The sequence below is a fragment of the Qingshengfaniella alkalisoli genome, from assembly GCF_007855645.1.
Classification (GTDB): Bacteria; Pseudomonadota; Alphaproteobacteria; order Rhodobacterales; family Rhodobacteraceae; genus Qingshengfaniella; species Qingshengfaniella alkalisoli.
The window spans coordinates 1,424,296-1,442,692 of sequence record NZ_CP042261.1 but is presented as its reverse complement, the minus strand read 5'-3'; the positions used below and the strand labels follow the sequence as shown (position 1 = coordinate 1,442,692).

Here is an 18,397-nt window from a genome sequence, read left to right as displayed (position 1 = left end):
TGTTAACAGAAGTTTAGTTTTCGGCTTTCCGAGTGGTGGCAATTTTTCGCTTATCGAAAAATGTCATGTTTCAGACCGTTGCAAAGATTGAGTTGAGAGCATGCCCCCGCCGCCCTAGGTAGCTAGACGAGCAACAAGCGGCCCGGAGAGGCATGACATGCAAACGACATTGAAAACCATAGCACGTTTCACGGGAACGGGACTTCACACCGGTCGTCCTGTTCGCTTGTCTGTTCATCCGGCGAAACCATTCTTTGGTATCCGCTTCCGCCGCACCGACGTCCGCGATGCGGATCAGATGATCTTCGCGCGCTGGGATTTTGTTGAACAGACGTCGCTTTGCACGAAGGTCGTTAACAAGGACGGCATCAGCGTTTCGACGATTGAACACATCATGGCCGCGCTTGCCGGTGTGGGTATCCATAATGCGCTGATTGACATTGATGGCCCTGAAATTCCGATTCTCGATGGCAGCGCTGCACCTTTCGTGCGCGGTTTGATGAATGCGGGTCTGGATCGTCAGGATGCTCCCGTGCGTGCGATTCGTATCCTGAAGCCAGTTGAAGTGTGCCGTGGTCAGGCCTGTGCGCGTCTTGAGCCGTCCGAAGGATTGGAAATCGATTTCAGCATCGATTTCGCGGACGAGGCGATCGGTCGCCAATCGCTCGCGCTGAACATGCACAACGGCACATTCATCCGTGAGCTTTGCGACAGTCGTACCTTCTGCCTGCAATCGGATGTAGATGTGATGCGTGCCAACGGCTTGGCGCTCGGTGGCAGTACACGCAACGCGGTTGTCTTTGATGATGGGGATGTTCTCAGCCCGGGTGGGTTACGCCATTCTGACGAGCCCGTGCGCCACAAGATGCTTGATGCCTTGGGCGACCTGGCGACTGCCGGAGCACCGATCCTTGGCCGTTACGTCGGTATCCGGTCGGGTCACTCCCTGACGAATGAATTGCTGCGCACGCTGTTTGCCGACGACAGCGCATGGTGCTTTGAGGAATGCGATACCGATACCGCCAGCCATTTGCCCGGTGTCGGCGTCAGTCATCTTGATCTGACGATGTGTGCTTGAACTCAACCGACTATGTCCGCACGAGCGCTTGACCGGAAAAAGAGCACTAACCCATTTTTCCCGGGAATCTTTCGTGCTATCCCCGCTGTGAGCCGGTCAAGGAGCAGCGGTTGATAGTGAATAATCAGACATATGCGGGCAAGTTGCGTCTCTTCACACATCGTATGATCGCTTGCATCGCGTTGACGGCAGTTCTTGCTGGTTGCGGCGGTGGTAGCAATCAGGAACCCGCACTGGAAAACTTCTGCGAAGGAAATCTTCGATCGCGGTGAATACGAGCTATCGGAAAACAACATGGAAGACGCCGCCCGCTATTTCGGCGAGGTGGAGCGTCTCTATCCGTATTCCGAATGGGCGAAACGTTCTTCTGATCATGCAGGCCTATTCCCTGCACCGCGACCGCGATTACGAAGCGAGTCGCGGAGCCGCACAGCGTTACATCGACTTCTATCCTGCGGATGAAGACGCGGCTTATGCCCAGTACCTTCTGGCGCTCAGCTATTACGACCAGATCGACGATGTCGGGCGCGATCAGGGGCTGACCTTTCAGGCGCTGCAATCTTTGCGGACGGTGATCGAGCGCTACCCGGACAGTGAATATGCACGCTCTGCGATTCTGAAGTTCGACCTCGCCTTTGATCATCTGGCGGGCAAGGAAATGGAAATCGGGCGCTACTATCTGAAGCGTGAGCACTACGCGGCATCGATCAATCGTTTCCGCGTCGTTGTAGAGAACTTCCAGACCACCAGCCACACGCCAGAGGCGCTCTATCGTCTGGTGGAAGCCTATCTGTCCTTGGGGCTGGTTGGTGAGGCTCAAACCGCCGGGGCAATTTTGGGCTACAACTATCAGGGCACGGATTGGTACAACGACGCCTATACGCTGTTGACAGGGCAGGGGCTGCTGCTGGAGCCTGCGGGCGATAGCTGGTTGTCCGGCATTTATCGGCAGTCAGTGCAGGGACAGTGGCTCTGATATCATTTTGGTCGATCGGCGCTTAACGGAACGGGCATGATTCTTGAGCTGGAAATCCGCAATATCCTGCTGATCGATCATCTCGAGATCGAATTTCGCTCTGGTTTGAACGTGCTGACCGGCGAGACAGGCGCTGGTAAGTCAATTCTTCTCGATTCTCTCGGTTTTGTGCTGGGATGGCGCGGCCGTGCAGATATCGTGCGTCAGGGTGCTGAACAGGGAGAGGTCACCGCGATCTTTGCGTTGTCCGACGACCACCCGGCGCGGGCAGTACTGGCAGAGGCGGAGATCCCCGTTGAAGACGATCTGATCCTGCGACGGGTCAATCGTGCCGATGGACGCAAAACTGCATGGGTGAACGACCGGCGGTGTTCAGGCGATATCCTGCGCAATCTGTCCGACACGCTTGTAGAACTGCAAGGCCAGCGTGATGATCGCGGACTGCTCGATGCGAAGGGCCATCGCGCATTGCTGGACAGTTTCGCTGGAAATGGAACGCTTTTGGCTGACACACGATCTGCATGGACCGATCTGGTTTCCTCGCGAAGGTTCATGCAGGGGTTGGAAGCCGCCGTTGCCAAGGCCCGAGACGAGGAAGAATTTCTGCGGCATGCGGTTCAGGAGCTTGATGACCTGTCGCCGGAACCGGGTGAAGATGCGGCCTTGGATGCCAAGCGTCGTCTGATGCAGAACGCTGAAAAGGTCCGGCAGGACGTGGAACGGGTGGTTCAGGCGCTGGATCATTCGGAAGGCGCCGAAGGGCGTATCACTGATGCCGTGCGCTGGCTGGAATCGGTGGCAGGGAACTTGCCGGATGATGCGGTGTCCGGCCCGCTCGCTGCGCTTGAGCGTGTTGCGATCGAGCTGTCCGAAGCACAGTCTGGCGTCGAGCAGGTTCTTGCGCAGTTGAGCTTTGATCCGGAAGAACTGCTCGCGACGGAAGAGCGGTTGTTTGCCTTGCGGGGTCTTTCACGCAAGCATGGCGTCCCCTCAGATGATCTGGCAGCTTTTGCGGATGAGTTGCGTGCGCGGCTGGACCGGATAGAAACAGCCGACACGGAACTGGAACAGGCGACCAGATCGGTCGCGATGGCGGAGCGAGCGTACGCGGATGCTGCGGCGAAACTGTCTGAGGCCCGGCAAGGCGCTGCCGGACGGCTGGATACCGCGATGCAGGCGCAGCTGGCACCGCTAAAGATGGAACGGGCGCGCTTTGTCACGCAGGTGACTGGTATTGCAAGTGGTCCCGATGGCGTCGACGCGGTTGAGTTTCAGGTGGCTACCAACCCAGGATCGCCTGCCGGTCCGATGCAGAAAGTGGCGTCCGGCGGTGAACTATCGCGTTTCCTTCTGGCGCTGAAGGTTTGTCTCAGCGGCGATGATGGCACGAAGACGTTGATCTTCGACGAAATCGATCAGGGTGTTGGCGGGGCCACGGCGGACGCAGTCGGCAAACGCCTCGCGCAACTTGCGCAAAGCGGTCAGGTTCTCGTCGTTACGCATTCGCCGCAGGTCGCGGCTTATGGTCAACAGCATTTGCGAGTCGAAAAACGTGTCGAGGGTGAAACTACACTGTCTCATGTGGAAGTCGTGGCCGCGCATGAGCGGGTCGCGGAAATCGCCCGCATGGTTTCTGGTGATCAGGTAACGGACGCTGCACGCGCCGCTGCCAACGCGCTGATCGATCGCGCGTCACAGGAATTAAGCTAGGAAAGGCTTTGTTTTTCATGATGTTCCGTGCCAAACTTGTGCAAATCGGACATGCTGAAGGGCAGGGCGCGTGAGCGATCCGAAGCCGTCTGTCATATCGCAGCAGCTTGATGAGGCCGTCGCCGTCTGGCGTGGCGGCTGGCGTGTCGTGCGTCATAAGGGGCCAAGCAAGGTCCAGTTCTGGTTTATTGCCTTGGTGATCGGGACGGCCGCAGGTTTCGCGGCGCTTTTCTTTCGCAAGGGGATCGAACAGCTTCAGACGCTGATCTACGGCACGAGCGATGTGCGCTTGGCGAGCGCGGCTGAAATGCTGCCCTGGTACTGGGTGCTGATCGTGCCCATTCTGGGCGGGCTATGTGTTGGGCTGATCCTTCACTACTTTACACCGGACGCGCGGGCACGGTCGGTTGGCGACGTGATCGAGGGCGCCGCACTGAACGATGGGCGCGTCGAGACGAGGGAAGGGCTGGCATCGGCGCTGGCCTCACTGATCACGCTGTCCTCTGGTGGCTCCAGTGGTCGCGAGGGGCCGGTCGTTCATCTTGCTGGCGTGATCTCGACATGGGTCAGCCAACGTATCCATGCAGACGGGATAACGGGCCGCGATTTGCTCGGTTGCGCCGTTGCGGGGGCGGTATCAGCTTCGTTCAATGCACCCATAGCCGGCGCGTTGTTCGCGCTGGAGGTTGTCCTGCGCCACTTCGCGGTCCACGCCTTCGCGCCCATTGCGATTGCATCCGTCGCGGGAACGGTCATCAACCGGCTGGAATACGGCGGTATTACTGAATTCGTGCTGCCAGAGCCCGGCGCGCTAGATTTCTATATTGAACTACCGGCCTTCCTGTTGCTCGGACTTTTGTCCGGTGTTGTCGCTGCCTTCTTTATGCGCGCGATGTTTTTCTCAGACCGCCTGTCCACTGCGGCATGGCAGGCGACCGGGTTACCGCGCTGGATGCGCCCGATGGTGGCGGGCGCGGTACTTGGTCTGATCGCTATCTGGTTTCCGCATATCATCGGGGTCGGATATGAAACGACCTCTGCCGCGCTGACGGGAAATCTGATCTGGACGCAAGCGGTGATCTTCCTGATCGTGAAATGTGCGGCGGTATCGGTGACCCTTGCCGGTCGCATGGGCGGGGGAGTATTCTCCCCGTCGCTGATGATCGGCGCGCTGCTGGGGCTGGCTTTCGGAATTATTGCCACCGGATTGGCACCCGATTTTTCGGGCAGCGAGACGCTTTATGCGCTGGCCGGGATGGGCGCCGTCGCCGCGGCTGTTCTGGGCGCGCCGATTTCGACGACGATGATCGTATTCGAACTAACCGGCGACTGGCAGACGGGAATAGCTGTGATGACCTCCGTGTCGTTATCCTCGGCGCTGGCCAGCCGCATGGTGGATCGGTCCTATTTCCTGACCCAGCTTGAGCGGCGGGGCTGTCATATGGCGGCGGGTCCGCAAAGCTACCTTCTGGCGATGTTCAGGGTGTCATCGGTCATGCGTGCTATGACCCATCCCAAGGCACCCGATACTTCGCAATGTGAAGCGCTGATTTCTCAAGGGGTTTTCGTGGACAGGGCGGCGACGCTGGAACAGGCGTTGCCGAAGTTCGATGCTGGTGAAACGGATTTTCTGCCGGTCACGACACAGGGAAAAGACGGTGAGCCGCCTCAGCTTGTCGGCTCCCTGTTTCAGGTGGATGCACTGAAGGCCTATAACCGCGCCCTCGCCGCCGTGGCGGCAGAGGAACATTCCTGATCAATCAGACACGTTCGACCGTCACCATCGACTGATAAAAGGCGATGTGACCTGCGATGTCGGCAGCGTTGTCGAGTGGTGTTTCATAGCTCCACGCCGCGTTGTCCAGAACTTTACTCTTGGTGTGGATGGCATAGTAGGTCGCGTTACCCTTGAACGCGCAGCGTGTGGCTTGGTCCGTCTGGTCCAGAAAGGCCATCGCCACGTCATCGCGGGGGAAGTAGATCACGGGTGACAGGCCGGATTCGATCAATTCTATTGCATTCGATGTTTCGGCGATGATCGCGCCGCCTGCGCGCACGACCCATGTCCCGCCTGCTGGCCTTGTCGAAATTCCACGTTCCATCAGCGATTCTAATCCTGTCATAGCTCTCTCCCAGATCGCGCCTTTTGCGGCGCTGTGTGTTTATCCTTTCGGATCGTCAACCGCCGCACATATCAAAGCGGCTCTGTCGCTTGCAGCAGCCACGTTCTCGCCATCTCGGACACATGGTCGATCAGTCGGTCGCGGGTCTGCCGGTGATAGCTGTCGAGCCAGTTACGCTCGTCATCATCCAGAAGTTTTGTGTCAATCAGACGACGGTCGATCGGCACAAAGGTCAGCGTCTCGAATGACAACATGCGTCTATCGTCAGCTCCCGTCAATGCCGGTGCTTCAGTGACGCAGAGGAGGTTTTCAGTCCGGATGCCGAAATCGCCTTCGCGGTAGTATCCGGGTTCGTTGGACAGGATCATCCCGGGCTCCAGCGCCTGTTCCCCTGTGCGGGAAATGCGCTGTGGGCCTTCATGCACGGAAAGATAGGCTCCCACTCCGTGACCCGTGCCGTGGTCATAGTCCAGTCCTGCCAGCCACAGAGGGTAGCGCGCCAGCGGATCGAGATCACGACCAGCCAGCCCTTCAGGCCAGCGCGCCCGACTGACGGCGATCATGCCCTTGAGGACCAGGGTGAAACAGCGGCGGTGCAGATCTGTGGGTTCGCCGACCGTGACGGTGCGCGTGATGTCGGTGGTTCCGTCCAGATACTGCCCGCCCGAATCGACAAGAAGCAATTCACCGTTTCTGATGGTCCGATTCGATTGTTCGGTAACGCGGTAATGGGCCATTGCGGCGTTTGGGCCGCTGCCCGCGATGGTTTCGAAGCTGATGTCTTTCAACTGGTTGGTGGCCCGGCGATAGCCTTCGAGCGTGGTAGCCACATCGATCTCGGTCAACGTGCCTTTGGGGGCTTCCTCATCCAGCCAGGCCAGAAACTCGACCATGGCAATGGCGTCCCGCCTGTGTGCGGCGCGGGAACCTGCGATTTCGGCTTCCGTTTTACACGCACGAGGCAGGGCGCAAGGGTCGGTGCCTTCAACAACCTCGACATTGGCTTGCTCAAGGCCTTCGCTGACGGCGAAAGGTGCGCTGGATTTGTCGATCAGAACTTTACCCGACAGTGTGCCGAGCGCCTCTGCGAAATGCTCGAACGGGGCAGGACGAACGTCTTCGGGAAATTCTACACCACCCAGTTTTTGGGGTGCGATGAACAGGTCGACGGATGTATCGGCATGAAGAATGGCGAATGCATGGGCAAAAGGGGTGCGTGTGATATCTGCGCCGCGAATGTTCAGAAGCCAGGCGATGCTTTCCGGCAAGGTGATGATGACGGCGGACTGGCCCGCCTCGACCATATCACCGGCGATTTGGGCGCGCTTGTCGGCAGAACTTCGGCCTGCGAACTCATCGGGGTAACTAGTAACGGGTGCCATCGGCGGTTTGGGCTGGTCGTCCCAGATGACGTCCACAAGGTTTCCGGTTGGCTGAAAGGTGATCTTGCGGTCCGTCAACGCGTCACTGACTTGCGTGATCTCTGAACGCGTGTGCAGCCATGGATCAAAGCCGATCACCGCCCCATCTGTCGCATTTTCGCGCAGCCAATCCTGCAGCTTTGTCGCGGGCCAGTTTACAGGCGTATAGACCTCCAGATCGACTTGGCCGCGAACCTGCACCGTGTAGCGGCCGTCGATGAACACACCTGCTTTATCGGCCAGCACTGCGGCAAATCCAGCAGACCCTGTGAAACCCGTCAACCAGGAAAGGCGTTCGTCATGCGGGGCTACGACCTCACCGCGGAATGCATCTGCGCGGGGGATCAGAAAACCGTCCAGCTCCTGCGCCTTCATCTGGGCTCGGAGCGCGTTTAGCCGCGCGGCGCCGAGTTCCGGATGGCTGGTCGTTTCGAAGGACTGGAACAATGGACACCCCGTTTCGGCTGAGAAAAGCCGGATAAAACCGGCACCGGTTGACTTAACAAGCGATGCCGGAGGGGCGCAAGATCAGCTTGCCTTGCGTAATCCCAACATGCGGGCTTTTGCGCGGGGATCACTGTCGAATAGTGAGGCGAGTTGTTCGGTCATCGCCCCTGCGAGTTGTTCCACATCCGTGATTGTTACCGCGCGATCGTAATAGCGGGTCACGTCATGCCCGATACCGATCGCGATCAACTCCACCACCCGGCGTTTTTCGACCATGGCGATAACGTCGCGCAGATGCTTTTCCAGGTAGTTGGCCGGATTCACCGACAGTGTAGAATCATCCACGGGCGCGCCGTCGGAAATCACCATCAGGATCTTGCGGGCCTCGGCTCGATGGATCATCCGGCGATGTGCCCATTCCAGTGCCTCGCCGTCGATGTTTTCCTTCAGCAGGCCTTCTTTCATCATCAAGCCCAGGTTTGGCTTGGCACGCCGCCATGGGGCATCAGCGGATTTGTAGATGATGTGACGCAGATCGTTCAGGCGGCCGGGTTGCTGTTTGCGGCCGGCGGCGAGCCAGTCCTCGCGGCTTTGCCCGCCTTTCCATGCGCGCGTGGTAAAGCCGAGGATCTCCACCTTCACATCGCACCGCTCCAATGTGCGGGCCAATACGTCCGCGCAGATCGCGGCTATCGAAATCGGGCGACCGCGCATCGACCCCGAATTGTCGAGCAGAAGGGTCACGACAGTATCGCGAAATTCCATGTCCTTTTCGACCTTGAAGCTCAGCGGTGTTGTTGGGTTCGCAACGACCCGCGCCAAGCGTCCTGCATCTAGGATACCCTCTTCGCGATCGAATTCCCAACTGCGGTTCTGCTGTGCCTGCAGGCGGCGTTGCAGCTTGTTGGCCAGGCGCGAGACTGCGCCTTTCAGCGGTTCCAGCTGCTGGTCCAGATAGGCCCGTAGACGTTCCAACTCGGCCGGTTCGGCCAACTCCTCGGCCCGGATCTCTTCATCATAGTTGTTGCTGAAGACAGTGTAGTTCGGATCCGCCTCCGATGCGGCGGGCGGGGGTGGTGGGTCAAGCGGGGCCTCGCCATCCGGCAGGTCAGATTCCTCGACCGTTTCCGCGTCCGACATCTGGTCCATCGTGACCTGCGCTTCGGATGAATCCTGGCTGTCTGCTTGCGAATCCTCGGGCGAGGCGTCGCTTTCCTCTTCCGAGTCCTGATCGTCGCTCTGGTCGGTCTGCGGATCGGGGTCCTGCTCGTCCGTTTCGGCGCTTTCGTCCTGCTCGTCTTCCAGATCGTCCGGATCGTCTCCAAGCTGGTCGCCATAGCCCAGATCTTCGATCATCCGCCGCGCAAGCTTGGCAAATGCGGTCTGATCGTCGAGCGTGTCGTCGAGGCGGCTCAGCGAGGGACTGGCTTCGCGTTCGATATGTTCCCGCCACAGGTTCATGACATTGGCGGCACCTTCAGGCAGATCACGGCCGGTTGCCAGATGTCGCACCAAATACCCCGCAGCAGTTGCCAGCGGCGCAGCCGAGGCTTCCTTGATATCGGCATATCCCTTGCGATCGGCCTCCTGTGCAATCACCGCGTCGATGTTCTTGGCAGTGCCGGGCATTGCACGCGCACCCATTGCCTCGCATCGTGCGGTTTCCATCACATCATAGATGTCCCGTGCCATCGGGCCTTGTGGCGCATAGCGCGCATGGGTGGCATCATCGTGAAAACGGCGGCGCATTGCGTAGCTGTCCGCCGTGCCGCGCGCCAGAAGAACCTCGACCGTCGTCATGCGGCGAGACACCTGAGGTAGGCGGACCTGATCATTGACCATGCCTGGAGGATCGACCGAATAGCTGACGGTCATTTCGGGATCATCGGCAAGCACTCGCGTCGCATCGGCGAGGGCTTTCTTGAACGGTTCTGACGGGTTGTCGTTCTGGGTCATGTGGGTCCGCTCAGGCTGTTTGGGCTCTTGTCACATGAGCAGAGAGGCACTGTCCAGAGACAGGTCAAAGAAAGCCGTCATTCCCAGAAGCGTTTGAGGTTCGAAAGATCATTCCAGAGCGCGGTAGCATTGGTCCAATCGAACTCCGCCTGCACTGTTCGGCTTCCCAGAATCCAGCCCACCGCGCGCTGCGCATCCGGATCGCCAGATGCCACCGGATCGGAGCCTGATAGCAGCGTTTCGGCCATGGCAAGATCGTTCATGCTGCCGAACATGTCCTGCAGCTTTTTGAGCTTTGAGGTGAACTTGTTAACCTTCTTCTTTCCGTAGAGCGGTCCAAAGAACTCTGCGGCGTAGCGGAGTTTTTTCAACTCCTTCCGAAGCTCATGGCGCTGTTCAGTGCTCAATGCTTCAATGTGTTGTGCTCGTTTGGTGGTTTTTTTCCAGCGATGCGCCAGCGCGGAATTTGCCACCTCGTTGATCGGAGTAGCGAGCCGTTGTGTCTGTCCGTGATCATCCGGATCGAGCCATCCTCGCGTCTCGATGAATTGCGCAAGGTTCAACTCGAACCGGTGGACGCGTTCGCTCCGCAATACCTGACGCAGATGATGGCGGGCATTGTTGCCATGATCAATTAGTGCCTCGCGCAACGAATTGAACCCCGCAAGTTGGGGATGGCGTGCGGCTTCGGGTTCCAGCAGGTCGATCACGGTGACGTCCAGATCGCGCACTGTCCCGACCTCGCGTCCCAGCCATTTGGCTTCGTCTTTCAATGTCGATAGGTTCACGCCACCGACGCCACTTTTCAAAAGGGTCGCGGCGCTGCGAAAACGACGCAATCCAACTCGAAGTTGGTGAGGTCCTTCAGGGTCGTCATTATCGCACACCACTTCGATGTTGTGGGTGATCTGCTCAAAACACTCGCGGAAAACGTCGCGGGCGGCCAGTTCTACCGGCTGCTCCTTAAGCAGCGAGACATTGCTTGAATTGCGCGGAGAAAGATCAAGACCGATATGGCCTTCGTCAGCGAGAAGATACCCGCGTTCTGATTTGGACATGCGTGAAAAGCGTAATCCACCTTCAGGTAGCAGCGTGGCAGCCAAGCTGAACAACGCAGACAGACTGCCGGATTTGAGCTCCAATTCCAACTCGGCCAGTGGTTCAGAACGCTCACCTGCTTTGACGTGCCCCAAATCCAGCGCAACTTCAACCTCGCTGCCATCGCCGCAGTGTATCAGGGCTTTGGTTCGCTTGATTTCGGTCTCGCACACTGCGACCAGGTCTTGCGAGGCGGCAATCAGGGCGATCTTGTCGCGAAGGGTGTCGTCCTCGATCGCGTCAATTACGAGCTTTCCGCCGGGAACGGCACATTCGAATTCCAGAACAGATTGCAGGCCTCCATTGCGTGACTGTTTCGCTTTGACGGTCTGGAGCCACTCCCTGCCGGCGTTACGCAATCGAAGTGCGATCCCTTCGGATTTGAGCACCTTTGCATCCGTATCGAAGTAGATGCTGCGAAGGGTCGATGCACGTCCTAAAGCGTCACCACCGGGCAGGTTCTTGATACGATTCCGCAGTTTCGGTGCATCGGTATCAGCGATAAGGAACTTGAGCTCTATCTCGTTCATAAGAGAAAGCTAAGTGCGTTTCAGCGGTCGGCCAAGTGGCATTTCAATCTGGAACGGGAAAATGCAACTTGTAGATGGTTTATCCGGCCGCACACCAGTCGGGACGACGTCCGCCTGAATAACGTTCTGCGTGGCCTGCGGTCACCATCCACCCGGCGACGTCTTGTCCATCCGTTTCCAGTCGTATCAGGGGACGCCCGTACCGGTCACGATCGCCACTTGGTACAACTGTGATTGTCGTAGCGGCATCAAGCATATGTCGCAAATACGCGGTTGCCGCTGCACCGGCGGCAGCTTCGCCAGTGCAACGCGGTTCAAATGTTTCGGGTGTGTCGTAGCCGATGATGCGCGCGTTTTCTGCCGCTCGCCCGGAACAGGAGATATTTACCGTATCGCCGTCAACGACACGATTGACGGTGCAAGTGGACAAGCCCGGCGCCGGCGGAGGTGGTGGATAGGTACAAGCCGCTAGCAGGCCCGCAGAAAGCAGGCCCACCAGATGGGGCGCCCTAACCAAGGCTGGCGCTTACGGCGCTTTCGGGAAGCTCTTCGTCGAAGCAGCGCTGATAGAACTCTGCGACGGTCTGGCGTTCCAATTCGTCACATTTGTTTAGAAAGGTCAGGCGGAAGGCGTACCCTACATTTCGAAAGATGTGTGTGTTCTGTGCCCATGCGATAACGGTCCGTGGCGACATCACGGTGCTCAACTCGCCATTCATGAAAGCCGTACGCGTAAGATCAGCGACGGTCACCATCTGGCTGATCGTCTTGCGACCCGCTGCCGTATTGTAGGTCGGGTTCTTCGCCAGAACGATATTCGTTTCCGCGTCATGGCTGAGGTAGTTCAAAGTGGCCACCAGCGACCAGCGATCCATCTGACCCTGGTTGATCTGCTGCGTGCCGTGGTAAAGTCCCGTCGTGTCGCCAAGTCCTACGGTGTTTGCCGTCGCGAACAGGCGGAAATAGGGGTTGGGCGTGATGACCTCGTTCTGGTCCAGAAGGGTCAGCTTGCCGTCAACTTCCAGAACACGCTGGATCACGAACATCACATCGGCACGACCCGCATCGTATTCGTCGAAAACGATCGCGGTTGGGTTGCGCAATGCCCAGGGCAGGATGCCTTCCTGGAACTCGGTAACCTGCATGCCGTCACGCAGCTTGATCGCGTCCTTGCCGATCAGGTCGATCCGGCTGATATGGCTGTCAAGATTGACGCGCACGCAGGGCCAGTTCAGGCGGCTTGCGACCTGTTCGATATGCGTGGACTTACCGGTACCGTGATAGCCTTGGATCATCACGCGGCGGTTGTGTGAAAAGCCCGCAAGGATTGCCAATGTCGTGTCGGGGTCGAATTTATAGGTGGAATCCAGCTCGGGCACGCGATCTGTACGGTCCGCAAAGCCCTTCACCACCATGTCGGTGTCGATTCCGAAGACATCGCGAACGGAAATCTCTTCGGTGGGTTTCACTGCCGTCGGGTTCGTGCCGTCTGCCATCGTAAATCCTTTCTTCGCCGCAATGCTGCGCGCGGCGCAACGGCATCCTCGTGCCCGATAATGTCGGGCAGCGCAAGGGTGCAGCCCGGCGAGAAGCGCGATCAGTCCTTGAAGCTGCGGCTGTCCTTGATCTGGTCCCATGCCCAGACAACTTCCTGCAGGCGTTCCTCATCAGAACGATCCCCGCCATTCATGTCGGGGTGCAGAATCTTGATAAGCGAGCGGTAGGCCTTACGAATGTCGGACCGTGTCCAGTGATCCTTGGCTTCAAGAATCTCCAGCGCCCGCCTCTCAGTTGGCGGCAGTCTACGGGTGCCGGACACTGATTTGCCGGGATTGCGCGTTGCGTTGTCGCCCAGCACCTGATGCGGGTCATCCACACCAAGCCGCGCCCATGCCCGCTCTTCGGCCGAACGGCGGAAGGGTTTTGTTTCGCGGCCCCAAACCCGGTCACTGTCGATCTGGTCATTGAACTCTTCCTCTGTGCTGCCGTTGAAGAAGTTCCATTTCAGATTGTATTCACGGACATGGTCTTTGCAGAACCAGTAGAATTCGTCGAGATGGTCCGGTGACTTGGGCGCGCGATATTGGCCTGTCTCCTGACAGCCTTCGTGGTCGCATCTACGCGTGGAGGTTTCGAACGCGCCAGACATGCCTCGACGGCCACGGGTTTTTTTCTTCTTGGCCGAAGAAACGGACATATCGAAACCGAAGGGATCGTCTTTTGTCATGAACCATACCTTTTCGACTCGGCGCGCACAGATTACGGTCGGCGCGTCGGGGAGGCGAGAGTCTAACCTTTCTGACGCGAAGCAAAAGGGGTCAGAGCAAAAAAATGCGTGTGGAAGCAGAAATCCGCGAGAAGTTGGAGCAAGCCTTCACCACATCGGAACTGGTCGTTGTGGATGACAGCGAATCTCACCGTGGGCATGCGGGCTATCGCGAGGGCGGGCAAAGCCATTTCAACGTGAAGATCAGGGCCCCGGAACTGGCCGGTATGTCCCGCATTGAACGTCACAGGGCTGTTCACGCCGCGCTTGGGAAAGATCTGGTGTCGCGCATCCACGCGCTTGCCTTAGATATTGGTGGCTAGGGATATAGGCGGCTAGGCGCTGTTTTCGGGTGCGTCGGGAACGTCCGTTTCGGGTTTTTCCAGAAGCCGCAACCCGGCTTGCTCGACCTGGGGGAGCTCTGCTTCGGTTGGGCGCCGGAATACCAGAACTGTCTGGAAGGTGGATTTCGTGCCGGTCAACCCTTGCCGTTCTTCGTGGGGTAGTGTCTCGGCGCGGATAAATTCCCAACCATTGCCCGCTTGCTCGTTCAGCGCAGCAGACAGCGTCGCGGCAAACCGGTCCGGGGCAGATTTGACGCCCTTGATCTTGTCGCTTCGGGCCGGGGCCGGCAAAACCTTGTACTCGTACTGTGTCATGAAAACCCCCGTCCGATAGTCGCCTTCGCGTTTAGCTTGCAACGCGTCCCGAAGGAAGGGATCAAGTTTTGACATGGATGCCGTCGCGTGAAACAGTCGCGCAGGCGCAACAGATAGGTGGGAAATGAGAAGATTTGCCTGTGGAATCGGTATGCTGGCATTGTCCGCATGCGGCATGGTCGAAACGATCGAGCAAGAACAGGAACTCAGATCCCAATACACGCCGGTTACGACGCGTGCGCAGTTCGTGGAGATCGCCGTAGGTCATCAGTGGCAGTCAGATGAGATTCGCGCGACCTTTGGTGAGGACGGCGCCATCAGCGGCGGCATCAATGGTGTTCCGCTGACAGGAACCTGGAAATGGGACGGAAGCCAGTTTTGCATGACTTTCCGGGTTGCCACGTCGGGCGGTAATGGCTGTTCCAAGCTGGGTTACAAGCCGGGCGAGATCCTGGTCACGCCGCTTCACGGCTTTGGCGCACCTTACGCCTATACCCGTGTGAATTAACCACTTTCCCGGTTTGTCTGGGCGATGTCGTCGCTCGGCGTTATTATGCGCGTCAGAGGCCGGAGGTTGTGATGTGGCGTGTGCTGGTTTTCGTGATGTTGCTCGGTTGCGGTTCCTACGAGATCACGCAGCCCGAAACCTCATCTGCGGTCATGCCGGAAATGCACGGCAATCGCACGATCAGGACGGAAGAACAGTTTCGCAGATATGTGGTCGGGCAGACGCTTATGTCCGATGGTGTGGAAATGACGATTGGTGCGGACTACTCCGTCAATGGCCGCTATCGTGGAAAGCCGTTCTCGGGCAGCTGGGAATTCAGAAAAGGTCTGTTCTGCCATTCGGCCACGCGTGATGTGCATTCCATGGACCGGCAATGCTTTCGCGTTACCCAGCATGAGCGCGAGATCATGCTCACACTCATGCCGGAATAGGGTTACAGGCCCAGTTTCTGGGCGACGATTTCGTTCACGGCCTTGGGATTTGCCTTGCCACCCGTGGCCTTCATCACCTGGCCGACAAACCAGCCCGCCAGTTTGGGATTCTGTTTGGCCTTCTCAACCTGCGCAGGATTGTCAGCGATGACCTGGTCCACAGCTGTTTCGATCGCGCCCGTATCGGTCACCTGCTTCATGCCGCGTTCTTCGACAATTGCGCCGGGATCGCCGCCTTCGGTGTAGACGATTTCAAACAGGTCTTTCGCGATCTTGCCCGAGATGTCGCCTTTGGAAATCAGATCAATGATACGGCCAAGCTGCGCGGCTGATACAGGCGAGTCCGTAATCGCTTTGTCATCTTTCTTTAACCGGCCGAACAACTCGTTGATGACCCAGTTTGCGGCCAGTTTGCCGTCGCGCCCCGACGCCACTTCTTCAAAGTAAGCCGCGCTCTCGGCCTCGGCCGTCAGGACGCTGGCGTCATATTCGGTCAAGCCGAAATCATTGACGAATCGCGCCTTTTTTTCGTCGGGCAATTCCGGCAGGGTCGAGGCGATAGCGTCAACCCACGCCTGCTCGATCTCCAACGGCAGCAGGTCGGGATCCGGGAAGTAGCGGTAATCATGCGCTTCTTCCTTGGACCGCATTGAGCGTGTTTCACCTTTGTCCGGATCGTAAAGGCGCGTTTCCTGAACGATGGAACCGCCATCTTCCAAAATGGCTATCTGGCGGCGGGCTTCATACTCGATCGCTTGCTGGATGAAGCGCATGGAGTTCATGTTCTTGATCTCGCAACGCGTCCCGAGATACGAGAAATCCTGCGTTTCCTGATACTTCTCGTAATCGCCCGGTCGGCAGACCGACACGTTGACGTCAGCCCGCAGGTTCCCGTTCTGCATGTTGCCATCACAGGTGCCCAGGTAGCGCATGATCTGGCGCAGCTTGCCGACATAGGCGGCGGCTTCTTCGGGACCACGAATGTCCGGCCGGCTAACGATTTCCATCAATGCGACGCCGGTCCGGTTGAGATCCACGAAGGACATGTTGGGGTCCATGTCGTGGATAGACTTGCCGGCGTCCTGTTCCAGATGGATGCGCTCGACGCGGACGCGACGTGCAGTTCCGGGCCCCATATCGACCAGGACTTCGCCTTCTCCGACGATGGGGTGATACAACTGGCTGATCTGATAGCCCTGAGGCAAATCAGGATAGAAGTAGTTCTTCCGGTCGAACGCGGACCACAGATTGATCGCCGCCTTAAGGCCAAGGCCCGTGCGGACCGCCTGGGCGACGCAGAATTCATTGATCACGGGCAGCATGCCGGGCATGCCCGCATCGACGAAGGCGACGTTGGAATTTGGCTCTGCGCCAAACTGGGTCGATGCACCGGAAAACAGTTTGGCCTTGCTGGCCACCTGCGCGTGCACCTCAAGGCCGATCACCAGTTCCCAGTCGTGCTTCGCGCCAGCGATCACTTTGGGTTTGGGGGCTTCATAGGTCAGGTCGAGCATCTTTGGAGGGCCTCGTTCATTGGTCGCGAGCGTTCTAGGCGAGGGCAGAGATTGGCGCAAGTCCGCCTATAAAAATCGGCGGGGTTGTGCGGACGAGCGGATTTGTGAATCCTTCGCGTCGTTTGAAACAGCAAGGTTTAGGCCGCATGCGGAAGTGGTTTGCTCGGTCCATCGGGGTGATGGCATTAGGTTTGGCGGTTGCAGGGTGTTCAGAAAACGCACAAGTCAACCGCGCACAAGTCAATCCATCAGCGCAGTTGACGAATATTCCTGTCACGCGCTGGGATCATCGACCCGACGGGGCAGAGTGGACGCAGGCCGCGATGTCGGCCCTTCAATCACATGGTTCCTCGCTGGCAACGTTGGAACCTAAAGACGTCGACACTTACTGTCCGGGCTACCGCACCGCGAGCGCCGAGGATCGTATGGCCTTCTGGGCCGGGTTGATTTCGGGGCTGGCCAAACACGAAAGCACTTGGCGCGAAGAGGCCATTGGGGGTGGCAACCAATGGTTTGGCCTGTTGCAGATTTCACCTGCGACGGCGCGGGGCTATGGCTGTAACGCGACAAGTGGCAAGGCACTGTTGAACGGCGAAAGTAACCTGTCCTGCGGTATCCGCATCATGGGTGTGACGGTGCCACGCGACAATGCAATCGCAGTTCGTGACAGCCGTTGGCGCGGCATCGCGGCGGATTGGGCGCCTTTCCAGAGTTCGTCAAAACGCGCGGAAATAGCGGCTTGGACCAAGCAGCAGCCCTATTGTCAGGTTAAGCCGCAAAAGAAGGGCTTCTTCTGAGCCTTCCCGACTTACGCGCTGATTCGAGCCCAGCTTGGTCGGCGCGTACTGTCCACCAGTGATACGGATGGGGCATAGCGGCCGCCCAACGCAAGTGTTGCCTTCCGAAGCATCTCGATCCCTTCTTCCGACTTGGCGGGCAGCGAGGCCGGCGAAATCGGTTCTCCGACCGTAATGCGGTAGGGCTGGCGATCCTTGTTCAGGGTCTCGTAAAACAGCGTTATGTCGCGCAGTGTCGGGTGTATCAGGTCGAACATGTAGAAGAGCACCGAGTTACGCGCTCGGATGTTTACCGGAATGACCGGCAGATCGAACTTACGCGCAACCATAGCCGCCGATGCCATCCACGGGCGCTCGAACAGGCGCAGCCCGCGACGTTTTGCCAGACGACCGGCAGGGAAGATCACACCCAGACGCCCGTCTTCAACGGCTTGGCGGGTGTAGGCCATCGTCTCGCGCGTTTTCGCGACACTGCGCTTTTCCAGCCGCCATTCAACGGGCGCGATCAGCGACTCCATCTGCGGCAACACCCGCAAGATGTCGCTGTTGGCGTAGAAATAGGAGTCGTCGCGGATGTTCGACAGCATGTGCTGCATGATGATGCCGTCGGCGATCCCGGTCGGGTGGTTGGCAACGATCAGCGCCGCACCTTGGCGAGGAATGTTTTCCAACCCGGAGACATCAACATCTCGCGCTAGCAGATTCCCCATGATCCGCATGATGTCGTGCATCGGCATGTCACGAAAATGTTCACCCAGTTCGATGGTGCGCTCATAGCCCAGCATCTTTGTCAGAACGGCCCGCGAAGGGCGCGACCATGCGTGACCCGCATAGAGCCATGGCGCACGTTCTTCGATCAACGGGTCAATTCTGTCTTTCATAG

At 58.3% G+C, this 18,397-nt stretch carries 17 protein-coding genes and 1 pseudogene; 8 read left to right on the top strand and 10 right to left on the bottom strand.

Going from position 1 to position 18,397, the window contains the following annotated elements; translation table 11 throughout:
• Positions 1 to 157 precede the first annotated feature (157 nt).
• The 4 genes and pseudogenes from lpxC (at position 158) to FPZ52_RS07255 (ending at position 5,520) form a co-directional block, all read left to right on the top strand.
• Complete coding sequence (gene lpxC / locus FPZ52_RS07270; protein ID WP_146364824.1) at positions 158 to 1,078, top strand: UDP-3-O-acyl-N-acetylglucosamine deacetylase; 921 nt, start codon at positions 158 to 160, stop codon at positions 1,076 to 1,078.
• 164 nt (positions 1,079 to 1,242) lie between these two features.
• A pseudogene (locus FPZ52_RS07265) lies at positions 1,243 to 2,054 on the top strand (outer membrane protein assembly factor BamD).
• Between the two features lie 36 nt (positions 2,055 to 2,090).
• Positions 2,091 to 3,764, top strand: coding sequence for a DNA repair protein RecN (recN, locus tag FPZ52_RS07260; protein ID WP_146364823.1), 1,674 nt, complete (start codon positions 2,091 to 2,093; stop codon positions 3,762 to 3,764).
• Between the two features lie 70 nt (positions 3,765 to 3,834).
• A complete protein-coding gene (locus FPZ52_RS07255) occupies positions 3,835 to 5,520 on the top strand; it encodes a chloride channel protein (protein ID WP_146364822.1) in 1,686 nt (561 codons plus the stop codon).
• Positions 5,521 to 5,524: 4 nt separating this feature from the next.
• On the opposite strand, the gene FPZ52_RS07250 is transcribed toward FPZ52_RS07255, so the two are convergent.
• The 7 genes from FPZ52_RS07250 to FPZ52_RS07220 all read right to left on the bottom strand — a co-directional run bounded on the left by FPZ52_RS07250 (position 5,525) and on the right by FPZ52_RS07220 (position 13,566).
• Complete coding sequence (locus FPZ52_RS07250) at positions 5,525 to 5,887, bottom strand: DUF427 domain-containing protein (protein WP_240804311.1); 363 nt, start codon at positions 5,885 to 5,887, stop codon at positions 5,525 to 5,527.
• Positions 5,888 to 5,958: 71 nt separating this feature from the next.
• Positions 5,959 to 7,755, bottom strand: a complete 1,797-nt coding sequence (locus FPZ52_RS07245) for an aminopeptidase P family protein (RefSeq protein ID WP_146364821.1) — start codon at positions 7,753 to 7,755, stop codon at positions 5,959 to 5,961.
• An 81-nt stretch (positions 7,756 to 7,836) separates the two neighbouring features.
• Positions 7,837 to 9,711: a cobaltochelatase subunit CobT gene (gene cobT / locus FPZ52_RS07240; protein WP_146364820.1), complete on the bottom strand. Its 1,875-nt coding sequence runs from the start codon at positions 9,709 to 9,711 to the stop codon at positions 7,837 to 7,839.
• 77 nt (positions 9,712 to 9,788) lie between these two features.
• Positions 9,789 to 11,339, bottom strand: a complete 1,551-nt coding sequence (locus FPZ52_RS07235; protein ID WP_146364819.1) for a CYTH and CHAD domain-containing protein — start codon at positions 11,337 to 11,339, stop codon at positions 9,789 to 9,791.
• 79 nt (positions 11,340 to 11,418) lie between these two features.
• Complete coding sequence (locus tag FPZ52_RS07230; RefSeq protein ID WP_168201282.1) at positions 11,419 to 11,769, bottom strand: thermonuclease family protein; 351 nt, start codon at positions 11,767 to 11,769, stop codon at positions 11,419 to 11,421.
• Between the two features lie 79 nt (positions 11,770 to 11,848).
• Positions 11,849 to 12,835 (bottom strand): cobaltochelatase subunit CobS, encoded by a 987-nt coding sequence (gene cobS, locus FPZ52_RS07225; RefSeq protein WP_146364817.1) that lies wholly within the window; start codon positions 12,833 to 12,835, stop codon positions 11,849 to 11,851.
• 101 nt (positions 12,836 to 12,936) lie between these two features.
• Positions 12,937 to 13,566 carry a J domain-containing protein gene (locus FPZ52_RS07220; RefSeq protein WP_146364816.1) on the bottom strand — a complete coding sequence of 210 codons (630 nt, stop codon included), beginning with the start codon at positions 13,564 to 13,566 and terminating at the stop codon, positions 12,937 to 12,939.
• A gap of 104 nt (positions 13,567 to 13,670) precedes the next feature.
• Here FPZ52_RS07220 and FPZ52_RS07215 point away from each other — a divergent pair, with 104 nt between their 5' ends.
• On the top strand, positions 13,671 to 13,928 hold the full coding sequence (locus FPZ52_RS07215; protein WP_146364815.1) for a BolA family protein: 258 nt from the start codon (positions 13,671 to 13,673) through the stop codon (positions 13,926 to 13,928).
• Positions 13,929 to 13,940: 12 nt separating this feature from the next.
• On the opposite strand, the gene FPZ52_RS18880 is transcribed toward FPZ52_RS07215, so the two are convergent.
• Positions 13,941 to 14,264, bottom strand: a complete 324-nt coding sequence (locus tag FPZ52_RS18880; protein ID WP_168201281.1) for a DUF4177 domain-containing protein — start codon at positions 14,262 to 14,264, stop codon at positions 13,941 to 13,943.
• A gap of 124 nt (positions 14,265 to 14,388) precedes the next feature.
• Here FPZ52_RS18880 and FPZ52_RS07205 point away from each other — a divergent pair, with 124 nt between their 5' ends.
• Both FPZ52_RS07205 and FPZ52_RS07200 read left to right on the top strand, forming a co-directional pair.
• On the top strand, positions 14,389 to 14,772 hold the full coding sequence (locus FPZ52_RS07205) for a hypothetical protein (protein ID WP_168201280.1): 384 nt from the start codon (positions 14,389 to 14,391) through the stop codon (positions 14,770 to 14,772).
• Between the two features lie 71 nt (positions 14,773 to 14,843).
• Complete coding sequence (locus tag FPZ52_RS07200) at positions 14,844 to 15,203, top strand: hypothetical protein (RefSeq protein ID WP_146364812.1); 360 nt, start codon at positions 14,844 to 14,846, stop codon at positions 15,201 to 15,203.
• 2 nt (positions 15,204 to 15,205) lie between these two features.
• On the opposite strand, the gene gatB is transcribed toward FPZ52_RS07200, so the two are convergent.
• Positions 15,206 to 16,717, bottom strand: coding sequence for an Asp-tRNA(Asn)/Glu-tRNA(Gln) amidotransferase subunit GatB (gene gatB / locus FPZ52_RS07195; RefSeq protein ID WP_146364811.1), 1,512 nt, complete (start codon positions 16,715 to 16,717; stop codon positions 15,206 to 15,208).
• Between the two features lie 146 nt (positions 16,718 to 16,863).
• On the opposite strand from gatB, the gene FPZ52_RS07190 reads away from it, so the two are divergent.
• Entirely contained in the window at positions 16,864 to 17,514 is a 651-nt protein-coding gene (locus FPZ52_RS07190) for a transglycosylase SLT domain-containing protein (protein ID WP_146364810.1), read from the top strand.
• Between the two features lie 11 nt (positions 17,515 to 17,525).
• Here the strand turns inward: FPZ52_RS07190 and FPZ52_RS07185 are convergent, their stop codons facing one another.
• On the bottom strand, positions 17,526 to 18,395 hold the full coding sequence (locus FPZ52_RS07185) for a lysophospholipid acyltransferase family protein (protein ID WP_146364809.1): 870 nt from the start codon (positions 18,393 to 18,395) through the stop codon (positions 17,526 to 17,528).
• Positions 18,396 to 18,397 lie beyond the last annotated feature (2 nt).

What these genes read in the sequence shown, in the direction of transcription:
- FPZ52_RS07205 (WP_168201280.1), top strand. Translation starts at nt 14,389, where the DNA reads ATGAGAAGATTTGCCTGTGGAATCGGTATGCTGGCATTGTCCGCATGC.
- FPZ52_RS07220 (WP_146364816.1), bottom strand. Translation starts at nt 13,566, where the DNA reads ATGACAAAAGACGATCCCTTCGGTTTCGATATGTCCGTTTCTTCGGCC.
- FPZ52_RS07200 (WP_146364812.1), top strand. Translation starts at nt 14,844, where the DNA reads ATGTGGCGTGTGCTGGTTTTCGTGATGTTGCTCGGTTGCGGTTCCTAC.
- FPZ52_RS18880 (WP_168201281.1), bottom strand. Translation starts at nt 14,264, where the DNA reads ATGACACAGTACGAGTACAAGGTTTTGCCGGCCCCGGCCCGAAGCGAC.
- FPZ52_RS07235 (WP_146364819.1), bottom strand. Translation starts at nt 11,339, where the DNA reads ATGAACGAGATAGAGCTCAAGTTCCTTATCGCTGATACCGATGCACCG.
- recN (WP_146364823.1), top strand. Translation starts at nt 2,091, where the DNA reads ATGATTCTTGAGCTGGAAATCCGCAATATCCTGCTGATCGATCATCTC.
- FPZ52_RS07250 (WP_240804311.1), bottom strand. Translation starts at nt 5,887, where the DNA reads ATGACAGGATTAGAATCGCTGATGGAACGTGGAATTTCGACAAGGCCA.
- FPZ52_RS07185 (WP_146364809.1), bottom strand. Translation starts at nt 18,395, where the DNA reads ATGAAAGACAGAATTGACCCGTTGATCGAAGAACGTGCGCCATGGCTC.
- cobS (WP_146364817.1), bottom strand. Translation starts at nt 12,835, where the DNA reads ATGGCAGACGGCACGAACCCGACGGCAGTGAAACCCACCGAAGAGATT.
- cobT (WP_146364820.1), bottom strand. Translation starts at nt 9,711, where the DNA reads ATGACCCAGAACGACAACCCGTCAGAACCGTTCAAGAAAGCCCTCGCC.
- lpxC (WP_146364824.1), top strand. Translation starts at nt 158, where the DNA reads ATGCAAACGACATTGAAAACCATAGCACGTTTCACGGGAACGGGACTT.
- gatB (WP_146364811.1), bottom strand. Translation starts at nt 16,717, where the DNA reads ATGCTCGACCTGACCTATGAAGCCCCCAAACCCAAAGTGATCGCTGGC.
- FPZ52_RS07190 (WP_146364810.1), top strand. Translation starts at nt 16,864, where the DNA reads ATGCGGAAGTGGTTTGCTCGGTCCATCGGGGTGATGGCATTAGGTTTG.
- FPZ52_RS07215 (WP_146364815.1), top strand. Translation starts at nt 13,671, where the DNA reads ATGCGTGTGGAAGCAGAAATCCGCGAGAAGTTGGAGCAAGCCTTCACC.